We start from the raw sequence: 14438 nt of genomic DNA, 5'->3' as shown, positions 1-14438 counted from the left end.
CAACCGCACTTTTTGGCCGTGTCGTCCGCGGGTCCTCACCCGAATCCCGGGCGGCGGTACCGGCCTGAACGGCTGGAATCCGTCCTGGGGCGGGCTCGAAGGCGGGCAGCGCCGTGCCGTACGCGGGTGGCTTCGCCGGATGAACTCCACTGAGAAACAAGGACTTTCTTTGATTCAAGTCTTGACGGCCGAAGGAGCGGAGAGCACATTGGGCCCACTTTGAGAGCGCTCTCAAGCCCGGCTCTCAAGGGAACCCCCGCAACTCCCCCGCACCCGAGAGGCACCCCCATGAGTGAAACCTCCGGTATCCCCAGACGGCGGCGGGCCCTCGTCGCCGTCCTCGCCACGATCGGCCTGGCGGCCGTCGCGGCCACGGCCGCCACCCTGCCGGCCAACGCCTCCGCGCCCACGCCCCCGTCCGGCTGGACCCAGGTCTTCCTGGACGACTTCAACGGCTCCGCCGGCTCCGGCGTCAACACGGCCAACTGGCAGTACGACACCGGCACTTCGTACCCCGGAGGCCCCGCGCACTGGGGCACCGGCGAGGTCGAGACGATGACGTCCAGCACGAACAACGTCTCGCTCGACGGCAACGGCAACCTCCGGATCACCCCGCTGCGCGACGGGGCCGGCAACTGGACGTCGGGCCGCATCGAGACCAACCGCACCGACTTCCAGCCCCCGTCCGGCGGCAAGCTGCGCGTCGAGGCCCGCCTCCAGATGCCGAACGTCACCGGCACGGCCGCCGAGGGCTACTGGCCCGCGTTCTGGACGCTCGGGGCGCCGTACCGCGGCAACTACCAGAACTGGCCCGGCGTCGGCGAGCTCGACATCATGGAGAACGTCCAGGGCCTGAACAAGGTCTGGGCCACGATGCACTGCGGCACCAACCCCGGCGGCCCCTGCAACGAGACCACCGGCATCGGCAACAACATCGCCTGCCCGGGCAGCACCTGCCAGTCCGGCTTCCACACCTACACGATGGAGTGGGACCGCTCGGTCAGCCCCGAGGCGATCCGCTTCTCCGTCGACGGCGTCAACTACCACACGGTGACGGCGAACCAGGTCGACGCGACGACCTGGGCCAACGCCACCAACCACGGCTACTTCGTCATCCTCAACGTGGCGATGGGCGGCGCCTTCCCGGACGCGCTCGGCGGCGGCCTGGACGGCGACACCGCGTCCGGCCGCCCGATGGTCGTCGACTACGTCCAGGTGCTCCAGTCGGCGGACGGTGGGAGCGGTACCACACCTCCGCCGTCCGGCGGCCGGGACGCCTACGGCACCATCCAGGCCGAGTCCTACGACAGCCAGTCCGGCGTGGGCACCGAGGCCACGTCGGACACCGGCGGCGGCCAGAACATCGGCTGGCTCGCAGGCGGCGACTGGGCGCTGTACAAGGGTGTCGACTTCGGCTCCACGCCGGCCACCCAGTTCCACGCCCGGGTGGCGAGCGGCGCCGCCTCCGGGGTGAGCGGTCTGGTCGAGGTACGCCTCGACAGCCGCAGCAACTCCCCCATCGGCAGCTTCGCCCTGGCCGACACCGGCGGCTGGCAGACGTGGCGGACGATACCGGCGAACATCGGTTCCGTCACCGGCACCCATGACGTGTATCTGACGTTCACCAGCGGTCAGCCGGCGGACTTCGTGAACGTGAACTGGTTCGACTTCGGTCACTGACAGGAGAGCCGCGCGGCGGATCCCGGCGAGGTGCCGGGACCCGCCTTTCACGCACGCCCTCACGATTTTCTTCAAGGCGTGAACTCTCGTAGGCCGTACGGACTTTCTCGCCTTCACCTCTTGACGGTCGGAGTGACGGGGAGCACATTGGCCGCGCAGCGCCTTGAGAGCGCTCTCAAAAAGGCACCCGCGCACCCCACTCCGTACGCGAAGAGGCACCCATGAGTGAAACTTCCGGCACACTCGGCTCATCCGGCTCATCCGGCAGACGCCGTTCCCTGCGGCGCGTGCTCGTCGCCGTACTGGGCACGCTGAGCCTGGCCGCGGCCGCGGCCACAGCCGCGACGCTGCCCGCGAACGCCTCCGCTCCCCCACCCCCCTCCGGCTGGTCCCAGGTCTTCCTGGACGACTTCAACGGGGCCGCCGGATCAGGCATCAACACCGCCAACTGGCAGTACACGACGGGTACGAGCTATCCCGGCGGCCCCGCGGGCTTCGGCACCGGCGAGGTCGAGACGATGACCTCCAGCACCAACAACGTCTCGCTCGACGGCGCCGGAAACCTCAGGATCACGCCACGCCGCGACGGTGCGGGCAACTGGACGTCCGGCCGCATCGAGACGACGCGTTCCGATTTCCAGCCGCCCGCCGGCGGCAAGCTGCGCGTCGAGGCACGGCTCCAGATGCCGAACGTGACCGGCGCCGCCGCCAAGGGCTACTGGCCCGCCTTCTGGATGCTGGGCGCCCCCTACCGCGGCAACTGGTGGAACTGGCCCGGCGTCGGCGAGCTGGACATCATGGAGAACGTCCAGGGCATCAACAACGAGTGGGCCACGATGCACTGCGGCACCAGCCCGGGCGGCCCCTGCAACGAGAAGTCCGGCATCGGCGGCCAGAAGGTCTGCGCAGGCACGACCTGCCAGGGCGGCTTCCACACCTACGCCGTCGAATGGGACCGGTCGACCAGCCCCGAGGAGATGCGCTTCTACCTCGACGGGGTCAACTTCCACACGGTGCGGCAGAACCAGGTCGACGCGACGACCTGGGCCAACGCCACCAACCACGGCTATTTCGTCATCCTGAACGTCGCGATGGGCGGCGAGTTCCCGGCGGCCTTCGGCGGCGGGCCCGACGGCGGCACCGACCCCGGCCACCCGCTCCTGGTCGACTACGTCCAGGTCCTGCAGTCGACCGGCGGCGGCGACGGGGGTGGCGGCGGTACGACCCCGCCGCCGTCCGGCAACCGTGACGCGTACAGCGCCATCCAGGCCGAGTCCTACGACGGCCAGGGTGGCACGAGCACCGAGGCGACCACCGACTCGGGCGGCGGCCAGGACATCGGCTCCCTCGCGAACGGCGACTGGGCGCTCTACAAGGGCGTCGACTTCGGTTCCACGGCGGCCCGGCAGTTCTACGGCCGGGTCGCCAGCGGTGCGGCCGGCGGAGTCAGCGGCCTGGTGGAGGTCCGCCTGGACAGCCGGACGAGTTCCCCCATCGGCAGCTTCGCCGTCGCCAACACCGGTGGCTGGCAGAGCTGGAAGACGGTACCGGCGAACATCAGCTCCGTCACCGGCACCCACGACGTCTATCTGACCTTCACCAGCGGCCAGCCGGCCGACTTCGTGAACGTCAACTGGTTCGACTTCGGTCACTGAAAGGGGAGTTGACCAATGATCACATGCTCCCCGGCCGGGCCGGCCGCGTCACACTCCGAGGTCGGGCGGCTGGCCACCGCCGTCCTGACCGCCCTCCTCACGGTGCTGGCGTTCGGCCTGGCCGGGGCGGTACCCGCGAGTGCCGCCACCGACTACACCCAGGGCATCACCCCGACCGGCTCCGGCTCGGTGCAGATCTGGTTCAAGCCGGCCACACCCGCGTCGCTCGTCGACGTGCACTACCTGTCTCCCAGCGCCGGCCAGCAGAACTTCCGGATGACGAACAGCGCCGGCACCTGGCAGCAGAACGTCAGCGGCCTGCCGAGCGGCTTCACCCTGGAGTACTGGTTCACGTACGAAAAGAGCGGTCCGCTCTACGACACCCCGCACTTCACCCACACCGTCGGCAGCGGAGGAGGAGGCGGGGGTGGCGGCGGGGGCGGCACCGGCAGCTTCCCGATCTCCTTCCGGAACAACACCCGTGGCACGTACGCCGATTCACAGGTCTACGTCACCGTCCTCGGTCAGGTGACGCCCGGCCAGTGGTCGTACATGAAGTCCGACGGGACCATGGCCCACATCAACCACTTCGACGCGAACGCGCCCGGCCATCTCACCAAGAACGGTGTGAACTACCCCAACATGTCGTTCACGATGGCCCAGTCCGGCGGCTCGGTCCCCTCCCCCACGTCGATCCGCGGCGGCCGGATCTACATCTCCCTCGGCTCCCCGCTGTACATCCCGGTCTCCTTGGACGACCAGGGCTGGGGCGGCCCCGACCTGCGCAACCCGAACGACCCCAACACCGACGTCTCCTACGACTGGTACGAGTACACGTACGTCTACGGCCAGGTGGCCTTCGGTGGCAACACCACCCAGGTCGACCAGTTCGGCTTCCCGATGGCCTCGCGGCTGACGCAGACCTCCAGCGGCTACGACACCACGCGGGGCATCACGCTGACCCGCGCCCAGGTCATGTCGCAGTACGCCGCCTCGGTGGGCGCGGCCTTCAAGCCGCTGCAGAACACGTACCGGATCATCGCGCCGCGCTCCTCGAACCTCTTCCTCGCGGGAGGCTCCCAGGCGAACCACTTCCAGCAGTACATCGATCAGACCTGGTCCTACTACTCCACCCATCCCTTCAAGCTGACCCGGCTCGGTGAGACCTTCTCGGGGCAGGTCGCCGGGAACACCCTCACCTTCACCAAGAACGGCGCCGGCCCCTACACGCTTCAGAAGCCGTCCTCCCCGGACGTCGTGGCCTGCGCCGGCGCGCTGGCCTCGGGCAGCGACCCCGAGCACCAGCTGGGCGCGGAGTTCTGCGCCGCGTTCAACCGGGGCGTGGCCCTCGACACCTCGACCTGGTACACCCCGTCCGCCTACTACACCGGGAGTGTGAAGAACGACTACGCGGCGTTCCTGCACACCGTCGGCCTCGACAAGCGTGCCTATGCCTTCCCCTACGACGACGTCAACGACCAGTCGTCGGTGCAGATCCTGGGCAACTCGAACCCGCCGACCGGGCTGACGCTCGGCATCGGCTGGTGATGCACGAGCGGTGAGGAGGGGGCGGGCCGCGCGGTCCGCCCCTTTCAGCGCGGCCCGGCGCGGAAGGCCACCGACGTCCGGCCGGCGTGCAGATGGAAGAACCCTGAAGAACATGGCAGAACATGGCGAAGTTCGCCGCGTCCGGGAAGCCGACGGCCGCGCCCACGCGGCCGATCGGCAGGTCCGTGTGGGCGAGCAGCCGTACCGGCGAACATCGGCTCCGTCACCGGCACCCATGACGTGTATCTGACGTTCACCAGCGGACAGTCGGCCGACTGCGTGAACGTGAACTGGTTCGACTTCGGTCACCGACCCCACTTCGGGCTGAGGGCCACCTCCCGGAGCTGCTCGACGGTGAGCGCGGGGGTCTTGCGGGTCGCGGCGTCGTGCTGAGTGCCGGAGTTCAAGGCGCTGATCACGACACGCCGGCCGTCGGACCGCATGGTGTCGACCGTCCACATCACCACTCCCTCCCCACCCTTCTCGCCCGGACCCTGGCGGACGGCGAGCCGCGTGCCGTTCGCCAGGATCTCGGAGCCGGTGCCGAAGAGGTCGTCGCCGACATCCCGCATATCGGCCTGCACATTGACCTGGACGAGGCTCTTGCCCTTGCCGTCGTCGACGACGGCGTAGGCGAAGTCGGTGTCGTCGGCGCTCTTGGACACCACGTGCAGCCCCTTGGGCAGCAGCCCGAGGAGAGTGGTGCGGGCGCCGACGATCGCGGGGGGAGGGATCGCACCCGCGGTCGGCTTGCCGGAGTCCTGCGGGATCGAGTCGATGTATCCGCGCCACGCTTCGGCCGTGGCCAGCCTCTTCAGCTCGGCCTCGGTCAGCGGCGGCTCGGCCCGGGTGACCGGCGCGTCCTTCTCGGCGGCGGCGTTCCACTCGCTCACGGAGACGTGCTGCCCCGCCGGGGTAACCAGTTCCGCGTTCCACCACTTCGTGTCCACACGGCGATCGGGATACTCGTACCCCTTGAAGAGCATGAGCGTGGACCCGTCGGGGAGCCGGCTGGTGGCGCAGTGCTCGTACGCGGTGAACGCCTTGTCCGGGCAGGTCGTGGTCTGACGCGCCCGGTCGCTGCCCGCCTCGACCCGGTCCAGGCTGACACCGACGGCCCCCGCGCCCTTGCCGTCGTCGAAGACGAGGTTCGCGTACGCCGCCGTCGGTGACTCGTCCGTGCCGCGCGCATCCTGGCCGCTGGTCTTGCCCTTGGGCAGCAGATGCTCCAGCGTGCGGATGAGTTGGTCACCGCTGACGGGAGCCGTGGTGCGGGTGGGCTGCGGCTTCGCGGCCACGGAGGAGTGCTGCGGATCGCGGGAAGCGCTCGACGGCAGGAGCAGCGCCCCGCCCACGCCGATGAGCGTGAGCCCGGCCGCCCCGCCCATGACCGCGGCCCGGCGCCGCAGCCGAAGCCGCTGCCCGCGGACCCGGCCGGCGGCGGCGAGCGCGGCCCGGTCGGTGTCGAAGCCGCCACCGGTCTCGCGCAGGGCGCCGGAGAGCCGGTCCTCGAAGGGGTCGTTGTGCTGTTCAACGGACATGGCGAACCACCGCTTCCCAGGGATTGAAGTGACGCGAAGGAAGTGAACGGCAATGAGTGGAAATGAGAGGTACTGAGAGGTAATTGGCTGGAAGGGGCGGGGAGTCGTCAGGGTCGCGCGTACTCGGCGAGGTCCTCGCCCAGCAGTTCCCGCAGCCGTGCGAGAGCCCGCACGCACCGCGTCCGCACGGCCGCCGAACTGGCGTTCATCGCGTCGGCGGTCTCCTCGATGGAGCGGTCCTCCCAATAGCGCAGGACGACCACGGCGCGGTCCTTGGCGGGCAGCCGGGCGAGCGCCTGCAGCAGGGTCAGCCTGAGGGACGTGTCGTCGGCGGAGTACGGCACGTCCGGCAGTACGTCCGTCGCCCGCTCGGTGCTGCTGCGACGTCGCTGATGGGCGAGGAAGGTCCGGGTGAGGACGGTCTGCGCGTACCCGGCCGGATTTCCGACCCGCGACACCCTCCCCCACCGGACGTACAGCCGCCCCAGCGTCTCCTGTACCAGGTCCTCCGCGAGATGCGTGTCACCCGCGGTGAGCAGACACGCGGACCGGTAGAGATGCCCGGCGCGCGCCGCCGCGAACTCGGCGTAGCCGTCCGCCCGGACCCGTCTCATGCGTGGTTCCCCCCTGTCGCCGTGGCCGCCCGAACCGGTCTCACTTCTCTGATGCGCCGGGCCCCCGGAAATGTTTCACGGCCGAGGGGTAGGTTCCGTAGGAGAAGACGAAGCACGGGGGACCGGGGGACCCATGACGCATCAGCAGCCGTACGGCCACCAGCAGCCACAGGGTTTCGGCCCTCCGCCGCCGCAGTACTCCCCCGCCCAGCCGCAGTACGCCCCCGCTCCACCGCAGTACGCGCCGCCCCAGCATCCCCAGCCGCCCGTGCCGCCCCAACCGGGGCCGACGGGACCGGAGTTCCTGGCCGTCGACCGCCACAACTCGATCGTGGTCGACGTGGACGGCGTCACGTTCGAGGACCACGGCCTCACCGCCGAGTTCCCCTGGCAGGAGATCCGCAGCGTCCACTACAAGGCGAGCCCCTCGGGCAAGGCCCTGATGACGGCGGTCGTCCACATCGACGGCAGGATCTTCGAGTGCGCCGTGACGGCGAAGCCGCGCGCGCTGCTGGGACAGTGGTTCGCGCATCTGGCGGCGGTGCTGGGGTACTACCGCCCGATGGGTTACTGACAACAGCTCAGGTCACTGCCGCAGCTCCGCCCGGAACGTCACCGGCGTCTGCCCGGTGTGCAACTGGAAGAACTTCGAGAAGTTCGCCGCGTCGGGGAAGCCGACCGCCGCGCCCACCCGGCCGACGGGCATGTCGGTGTGGGCGAGCAGCCGCTTGGCCTCCAGGACGACGCGCTTGTCGATGAAGCCCTTGGGGGTCTCGCCGGTGGCGGTGCGGACGGCGCGCACGAGGGTGCGGCGGGAGTAGCCGAGCGCGTCGGCGTAGGCGCTGACGCTGTGGTTGGCGGCGAACCCCTTCTCCACGGCGTCGCGGAACAGGGTGAACGTCGTGTCGGCCTGCTGCCGGGCCGCCTCCGCGGAGCTGGCGGCCAGATGGGACAGCCGCAGCAGAAACGCCGTCAGGCTGTGGCGCAGTACGGCGGTGTGCAGGGTGAGCGGGAGGGTCGTGGTGTCCTCGTACTCGTGTCGCAGCTGGGCGAGGGCCGCGCGCAGCCCGGCGAGCCGGGCCTCGTCCGGGTGCAGCAGGGGCGGCAGGTCGTAGCGGTAGAGGCCGGTGGCCTCCACGGTGGCGCGGGGCAGGAAACCGGGCTGCATGGTGAGCACGGTTCCGCGGTACTCGCTGGTCCGCGAGAAACGGTGGACCTGTCCGGGGCGGATCCACAGCAGGTCGCCGGCCGTCGCCTCGTGCTCGGCGAAATCGACCATGTGGCGCACCGGGCCGTCGTCGAACAGCATGACCACGTGGAAGTCGATGCGGTGGACACGATGGAGAGGCGCGTCCACGTGCCAGGTGCGGCCGGCGCCCATGGGGCCCACCTGCATGCCGACGCCGCAGACGCTCAGGTCGGCCGGGAAGGCGAAGGTTCTGATCCCGTCCCCGTCGCCCTCGCCGCGGGGTGCTCTGTCCGTCATGTCCTTCTCGTGCCGCCCTGTCGTACCGCCGGTGTCCCACTTTCACCACAGGCTGACACACCCCGACCTTCCCTCCAAAAAGTCAGACTTTTAGTTTTGAACGCGTCCAGCCAGATACCGCGCTTCGATCGAGGACTTCTTGAAGATGAGTACGCAGACAACGGACGGCTTCGAGTGGACCGACCTCGACCGGCGTGCCGTCGACACCGCCCGCCTCCTGGCGGCCGATGCCGTCCAGCAGGTCGGGAACGGCCACCCCGGCACCGCGATGAGCCTGGCGCCCGCCGCGTACACGATCTTTCAGAAGGTGATGCGCCATGACCCGGCCGATCCGGAGTGGACCGGCCGTGACCGCTTCGTGCTGTCCCCCGGACACACCTCGCTGACCCTCTACACCCAGCTCTTCCTGGCCGGGTACGAGCTGGGACTGGACGACCTGAAGGCGTTCCGCACGCACGGCTCCAAGACCCCCGGTCACCCCGAGTACGGACACACCGCGGGCGTGGAGACCACCACCGGCCCGCTCGGCCAGGGTGTCGCGAACGCCGTCGGCATGGCGATGGCCGCCCGCTACGAACGCGGCCTGTTCGACCCCGAGGCCCCCGAGGGCACCTCCCCCTTCGACCACACCGTCTGGGCGATCGTCTCCGACGGCGACCTGGAGGAGGGTGTCTCCGCCGAGGCCTCCTCCCTCGCCGGCCACCAGCGGCTCGGCAACCTCGTCCTCCTCTACGACGACAACCACATCTCCATCGAGGGCGACACCGCGACGGCGTTCTCCGAGGACGTGCTGAAGCGGTACGAGGCCTACGGCTGGCACACCCGGCGGATCGAGCCGACGCGGGACGGTGACGTCGACGTCCACGCCCTGTACGCGGCCCTCCAGGCGGCGCGGGCCGAGACCGGGCGCCCCTCGATCATCGCGATGCGCACGATCATCGCCTGGCCCGCCCCGAACGCGCGGAACACCGAGGCCTCCCACGGATCGGCGCTCGGCGCGGACGAGATCGCCGCCACCAAGCGCGTCCTCGGCTTCGATCCCGAGCGGTCCTTCCAGGTCGACGCCGACGTCCTCGCCCACGCCCGCGAGGCCCTCGACCGCGGCGCCGAGGCGCACGCCGCCTGGGACAAGCGGCTCGACAAGTGGCGCGGAGCCCAGCCGGAGCGGGCCGAGCTGTTCGACCGGATCGTGGCCGGCCGGCTGCCCGAGGGCTGGGAGGAGGCCCTGCCGGTCTTCGAGGAGGGCAAGTCGGTCGCCACGCGCGCCGCCTCCGGCAAGGTGCTCCAGTCGCTCGGCGCCGTCGTCCCCGAGCTGTGGGGCGGCTCCGCCGACCTGGCCGGTTCGAACAACACGACCATCGACGCGACGTCGTCCTTCCTGCCGAAGGGCAATCCGCTGCCCGAGGCCGACCCGTACGGCCGTACGATCCACTTCGGTATCCGCGAGTTCTCGATGGCCGCGGAGATGAACGGCATCGCCCTGCACGGCAACACCCGCGTCTACGGCGGCACGTTCCTGGTCTTCTCCGACTACATGCGCAACGCCGTACGGATGTCGGCGCTCATGCAGCTGCCGGTGACCTATGTGTGGACGCACGACTCCATCGGTCTCGGCGAGGACGGCCCCACCCACCAGCCCGTCGAGCACCTGGCCTCGCTGCGCGCCATCCCGGGGCTGAACGTCGTCCGCCCGGCGGACGCCAACGAGACCGCGGTGGCCTGGGCCGAGATCCTGAAGAGGCACGCCACCCACCCGGCCCCGCACGGGCTCGCGCTGACCCGCCAGGGCGTGCCGACGTACGCGCCGAACCCGGACGCGGCCAAGGGCGGCTATGTGCTGCGCGAGTCCGCCACCGAGACCCCGGAGGTGATCATCGTCGCCACCGGTTCCGAGGTGCGCCTGGCGGTCGGCGCTCGCGAGTTGCTCCAGGCCGAGGGGATCGGCACCCGTGTGGTGTCGATGCCGTCCGTCGAGTGGTTCGAGGAGCAGCCGCGGGCCTACCGCGAGCGAGTGCTGCCGCCGTCGGTCAGGGCACGGGTCGCGGTCGAGGCCGGCATCGGCCTGACCTGGTACCGCTACGTCGGTGACGCGGGACGCATCGTCTCCCTCGAACACTTCGGCGCCTCCGCCGACGCCCGGACCCTGTTCGCCGAGTTCGGTTTCACCGCCGAGAACGTCGCCGCCGCGGCCCGGGCTGCACTTGACTCAACTACGGGCCTCGCCGCCGCCCGCGGTTGATCCGATCGCCAGAAAGAAGATGATCACAGTGACCGAAGCAACCGCGACCGCGGGAGCGCTGGGACGCCTCGCCGACGAGGGCGTCTCGATCTGGCTCGACGACCTGTCGCGGGGGCGGATCGAGTCCGGCAACCTCGCCGAACTCGTCGCCACGAGGAACGTCGTCGGCGTCACCACCAACCCGTCCATCTTCCAGGCCGCCATAGGCTCCGGCGAGGGCTACGAGGAGCAGCTGGCCGAGCTGGCGGTGCGGGGCGTCACGGTCGACGAGGCCGTGCGGATGATGACGACCGCCGACGTGCGGGCGGCGGCCGATGTGCTGCGTTCCGTCTTCACCGCCTCCGACGGCGAAGACGGCCGGGTCTCCATCGAGGTCGACCCGCGCCTGGCGCACCACACGAGGGCGACGGTCGCCGAGGCCAAGCAGCTCGCCTGGCTGGTGGACCGCCCGAACGTGATGATCAAGATCCCGGCGACGAAGGCCGGTCTCCCGGCGATCACCGAGGTCATCGGCCTCGGCATCAGCGTCAACGTCACGCTGATCTTCTCGCTGGAGCGCTACCGCGAGGTCATGGAGGCCTATCTGGCCGGCCTGGAGAAGGCCAAGGAGCGGGGCCTGGACCTGTCCGCCATCCACTCCGTCGCCTCCTTCTTCGTCTCCCGCGTCGACACCGAGATCGACAAGCGGCTGACGCTCCTGGGCACCGACGCGGCACTCGCCCTCAAGGGCCGGGCGGCGCTGGCGAACGCCCGATTGGCCTACCAGGCCTACGAGGAGGTCTTCGCCGGTGAGCGCTGGAGCGCGCTCGCCGCGGCCGGCGCCCGCAGGCAGCGCCCGCTGTGGGCGTCGACCGGCGTGAAGGACCCGGCGTACAAGGACACCCTGTACGTGGACGAACTGGTCGCGCCCGGCACCGTGAACACCATGCCCGAGGCCACGCTCGACGCCACCGCCGACCACGGCGACATCACCGGCGACACGGTGACCGGCGGCTACGCCGCGGCCCGCGCGGACCTCGACGCCGTCGAGCAGCTCGGCATCTCCTACGCCGAGGTCGTCCAGCGGCTGGAGGTCGAGGGCGTCGCCAAGTTCGAGGTGGCCTGGCAGGACCTGCTGAACGCCGTGACGAAGTCCCTGAACAGCAAGGGGGTAGCAGCGTAATGAGCACCACTTCCGACCAGGAGTCGGCACCGGCCAAGGTGCGGGTGCCCGTCATCCCGGGGACCGCGTGGACGAACCCGCTGCGCGACGCGCGCGACCGTCGGCTGCCGCGCGTCGCGGGCCCGTCCGGACTGGTCATCTTCGGGGTGACCGGCGACCTGTCCCGCAAGAAGCTGATGCCGGCCGTCTACGACCTGGCCAACCGCGGTCTGTTGCCGCCGGGCTTCTCGCTGGTGGGCTTCGCCCGCCGGGACTGGGAGGACCAGGACTTCGCGCAGGAGGTGCACGACGCGGTGCGCGAGCACGCGCGCACCCCGTTCCGCGAGGAGGTCTGGCAGCAGCTCGCCGAGGGCATGCGGTTCATCCCCGGCGACTTCGACGACGACACCGCGTTCAAGCAGCTGCGCGAGGCCGTCGAGGAGCTGGACTCCTCCCGGGGCACCGGCGGCAACTTCGCCTTCTACCTGTCCGTACCGCCGAAGTTCTTCCCCAAGGTCGTGCGGCAGCTGAAGAAGCACGGCCTGGCGAATGCGCCGGAGGGCTCCTGGCGGCGGGCGGTCATCGAGAAGCCGTTCGGCCACGACCTGGCCAGCGCCCGTGAGTTGAACGCCGTGGTGCACGACGTGTTCGACCCGGACCAGGTGTTCCGCATCGACCACTACCTCGGCAAGGAGACCGTCCAGAACATACTGGCGCTCCGCTTCGCCAACCAGATGTACGAGCCGATCTGGAACCGCAGTTACGTCGACCACGTGCAGATCACGATGGCCGAGGACATCGGCATCGGCGGCCGGGCCGGCTACTACGACGGCATCGGCGCAGCCCGCGACGTCATCCAGAACCACCTGCTCCAACTGATGGCGCTCACCGCCATGGAGGAGCCCATCGCCTTCGACGCGGAGGCGCTGCTCACCGAGAAGCTGAAGGTGCTCAAGTCGGTGCGGCTGCCCGAGGACCTCGGCGGCCACACCGTGCGCGGGCAGTACGCCGGCGGCTGGCAGGGCGGCGAGAAGGTCATCGGTTACCTGCAAGAGGACGGCATCGACCCGCGGTCGAAGACCGACACCTACGCGGCCGTCAAGCTGGAGATCGACAACCGCCGCTGGGCGGGCGTCCCCTTCTACCTGCGCACCGGCAAGCGGCTGGGCCGCCGGGTCACCGAGATCGCGGTGGTCTTCCAGCGGGCCCCGCACTCCCCCTTCGACTCCACGGCCACCGAGGAACTCGGCCAGAACGCGATCGTCATCCGCGTCCAGCCGGACGAGGGCATGACCGTGCGGTTCGGCTCGAAGGTGCCGGGCACCTCGATGGAGATCCGGGACGTGACGATGGACTTCGCCTACGGCGAGTCGTTCACGGAGTCCAGCCCCGAGGCGTACGAGCGACTCATCCTGGACGTACTGCTGGGCGACGCGAACCTGTTCCCCCGCCACCAGGAAGTGGAAGAGTCCTGGAAGATCCTCGACCCGATCGAGGAGTACTGGGCCACACACGGCAGGCCGGCGCAGTACGCGTCGGGCAGCTGGGGACCCGAGGAAGCCGACGAGATGCTCGCACGAGACGGACGGAGCTGGCGCAGGCCATGAAGATCGACCTGACCGACACCACGGCAAGCAAGATCAACAAGGCGCTGGTACAGGGCCGGCGCGCCATCGGAACCCCGGCCGTGGGCATGGTCCTGACGATGGTCATCGTCACGGACGAGGAGAACGCCTACGACTCGGTCAAGGCGGCCGAGGACGCCTCGCGCGAGCACCCCTCGCGCACCCTGGTCGTCATCAAGCGGCACGCGCGGACCCCGCGCGACCGCACCCGGTCCCGCCTGGACGCGGAGGTCCGCGTCGGCTCCGAGGCGGGCACCGGCGAGACGGTGATCCTGCGGACCTTCGGCGAGGTGTCCGAGCACGCCGACTCGGTCGTCCTGCCGCTGCTGCTGCCGGACGCCCCGGTCGTCGTGTGGTGGCCGGTGGACGCCCCCGAGAACCCCGCGAAGGACCCGCTGGGCGCGCTCGCCCAGCGCCGGATCACCGACATGTACGCCGTCGAGCACCCCCTCGACACCCTGGAGACCCGCGTCCGCTCCTACGCGCCCGGCGACACCGACCTCGCCTGGACCCGGCTGACCCCGTGGCGGTCGATGCTGGCCGCCGCCCTGGACCAGGCCCGCACGAAGATCATCTCGGCCGCCGTGGAGAGCGAGGCCGAGAACCCGAGCGCCGAACTCCTCGCGCGCTGGCTGGAGGTCCGCCTGCGGGTCCCGGTCCAGCGGGTGGTCACCCCCGGGCCGGTCGTCACGGCCGTGCGCCTGGGCACCGACAACGGCGAGATCCTCATCGACCGCCCCGAAGGGCCCCTGGCCACGCTGACCCTGCCGGGCCAGCCGCCGCGCACCCTCGCCCTGAAGGTCCGCGCCACCTCCGAGCTCATCGCCGAGGAACTGCGCCGCCTCGACGCCGACGAGATGTACGCCATCGCCCTGCGCGGCGACGGTATCAAGGAGAACTCCTGACATG

11 protein-coding genes and 1 pseudogene are annotated in these 14438 nt (G+C 70.2%); 9 read left to right on the top strand and 3 right to left on the bottom strand.

The annotated features are described in order from the left end of the window. Positions 1-288: 288 nt before the first annotated feature. The 4 genes and pseudogenes from IPZ69_RS03055 to IPZ69_RS47335 form a co-directional block, all read left to right on the top strand. Entirely contained in the window at positions 289-1680 is a 1392-nt protein-coding gene (locus IPZ69_RS03055; RefSeq protein ID WP_235452066.1) for a glycoside hydrolase family 16 protein, read from the top strand. 221 nt (positions 1681-1901) lie between these two features. Continuing rightward, the gene (locus IPZ69_RS03050) at positions 1902-3335 is read left to right on the top strand and encodes a glycoside hydrolase family 16 protein (protein ID WP_235452065.1); all 1434 of its coding nucleotides are present in this window, start codon (positions 1902-1904) and stop codon (positions 3333-3335) included. Positions 3336-3350: 15 nt separating this feature from the next. Further along, entirely contained in the window at positions 3351-4883 is a 1533-nt protein-coding gene (locus tag IPZ69_RS03045) for a glycoside hydrolase family 64 protein (protein ID WP_235452064.1), read from the top strand. A gap of 201 nt (positions 4884-5084) precedes the next feature. Further along, positions 5085-5192, top strand: a pseudogene (locus IPZ69_RS47335) (carbohydrate-binding protein); the annotation flags it as partial. On the opposite strand, the gene IPZ69_RS03035 reads toward IPZ69_RS47335, so the two are convergent. Then, positions 5189-6424: a hypothetical protein gene (locus tag IPZ69_RS03035; protein ID WP_235452063.1), complete on the bottom strand. Its 1236-nt coding sequence runs from the start codon at positions 6422-6424 to the stop codon at positions 5189-5191. The pseudogene IPZ69_RS47335 and the gene IPZ69_RS03035 sit on opposite strands and share 4 nt — an antisense overlap. 107 nt (positions 6425-6531) lie before the next feature. Further along, complete coding sequence (locus IPZ69_RS03030) at positions 6532-7038, bottom strand: SigE family RNA polymerase sigma factor (protein ID WP_235452062.1); 507 nt, start codon at positions 7036-7038, stop codon at positions 6532-6534. Between the two features lie 133 nt (positions 7039-7171). Here IPZ69_RS03030 and IPZ69_RS03025 point away from each other — a divergent pair, with 133 nt between their 5' ends. Next, entirely contained in the window at positions 7172-7612 is a 441-nt protein-coding gene (locus IPZ69_RS03025; protein ID WP_235452061.1) for a hypothetical protein, read from the top strand. A gap of 12 nt (positions 7613-7624) precedes the next feature. Here the strand turns inward: IPZ69_RS03025 and IPZ69_RS03020 are convergent, their stop codons facing one another. Then, on the bottom strand, positions 7625-8524 hold the full coding sequence (locus tag IPZ69_RS03020) for a helix-turn-helix domain-containing protein (RefSeq protein WP_235452060.1): 900 nt from the start codon (positions 8522-8524) through the stop codon (positions 7625-7627). Positions 8525-8669: 145 nt separating this feature from the next. Here IPZ69_RS03020 and tkt point away from each other — a divergent pair, with 145 nt between their 5' ends. Genes tkt through opcA form a run of 4 tightly spaced genes read left to right on the top strand, consistent with a single transcriptional unit; the run spans position 8670 to position 14434 of the window. Then, the gene (gene tkt, locus IPZ69_RS03015; RefSeq protein WP_235452059.1) at positions 8670-10763 is read left to right on the top strand and encodes a transketolase; all 2094 of its coding nucleotides are present in this window, start codon (positions 8670-8672) and stop codon (positions 10761-10763) included. Between the two features lie 19 nt (positions 10764-10782). Further along, positions 10783-11925, top strand: a complete 1143-nt coding sequence (tal, locus tag IPZ69_RS03010; RefSeq protein WP_235452058.1) for a transaldolase — start codon at positions 10783-10785, stop codon at positions 11923-11925. Further along, the gene (gene zwf / locus IPZ69_RS03005; protein ID WP_235452057.1) at positions 11925-13511 is read left to right on the top strand and encodes a glucose-6-phosphate dehydrogenase; all 1587 of its coding nucleotides are present in this window, start codon (positions 11925-11927) and stop codon (positions 13509-13511) included. Before tal ends, zwf begins: the two co-directional genes overlap by 1 nt. Beyond that, positions 13508-14434: a glucose-6-phosphate dehydrogenase assembly protein OpcA gene (gene opcA / locus IPZ69_RS03000; RefSeq protein ID WP_235452056.1), complete on the top strand. Its 927-nt coding sequence runs from the start codon at positions 13508-13510 to the stop codon at positions 14432-14434. Before zwf ends, opcA begins: the two co-directional genes overlap by 4 nt. Positions 14435-14438: the final 4 nt, after the last annotated feature.

This window comes from Streptomyces olivochromogenes (genome assembly GCF_021538895.1).
Taxonomy (GTDB): domain Bacteria; phylum Actinomycetota; class Actinomycetes; order Streptomycetales; family Streptomycetaceae; genus Streptomyces; species Streptomyces olivochromogenes_A.
The sequence above is the reverse complement of the archived record's forward strand: the minus strand, read 5'-3'. Positions and strand labels throughout refer to the sequence as shown.

Excerpts from the sequence above, each read along its gene's own strand:
- IPZ69_RS03055 (WP_235452066.1), top strand. The coding sequence starts at position 289 with ATGAGTGAAACCTCCGGTATCCCCAGACGGCGGCGGGCCCTCGTCGCC.
- IPZ69_RS03050 (WP_235452065.1), top strand. The coding sequence starts at position 1,902 with ATGAGTGAAACTTCCGGCACACTCGGCTCATCCGGCTCATCCGGCAGA.
- IPZ69_RS03045 (WP_235452064.1), top strand. The coding sequence starts at position 3,351 with ATGATCACATGCTCCCCGGCCGGGCCGGCCGCGTCACACTCCGAGGTC.
- IPZ69_RS03035 (WP_235452063.1), bottom strand. The coding sequence starts at position 6,424 with ATGTCCGTTGAACAGCACAACGACCCCTTCGAGGACCGGCTCTCCGGC.
- IPZ69_RS03030 (WP_235452062.1), bottom strand. The coding sequence starts at position 7,038 with ATGAGACGGGTCCGGGCGGACGGCTACGCCGAGTTCGCGGCGGCGCGC.
- IPZ69_RS03025 (WP_235452061.1), top strand. The coding sequence starts at position 7,172 with ATGACGCATCAGCAGCCGTACGGCCACCAGCAGCCACAGGGTTTCGGC.
- IPZ69_RS03020 (WP_235452060.1), bottom strand. The coding sequence starts at position 8,524 with ATGACGGACAGAGCACCCCGCGGCGAGGGCGACGGGGACGGGATCAGA.
- tkt (WP_235452059.1), top strand. The coding sequence starts at position 8,670 with ATGAGTACGCAGACAACGGACGGCTTCGAGTGGACCGACCTCGACCGG.
- tal (WP_235452058.1), top strand. The coding sequence starts at position 10,783 with ATGATCACAGTGACCGAAGCAACCGCGACCGCGGGAGCGCTGGGACGC.
- zwf (WP_235452057.1), top strand. The coding sequence starts at position 11,925 with ATGAGCACCACTTCCGACCAGGAGTCGGCACCGGCCAAGGTGCGGGTG.
- opcA (WP_235452056.1), top strand. The coding sequence starts at position 13,508 with ATGAAGATCGACCTGACCGACACCACGGCAAGCAAGATCAACAAGGCG.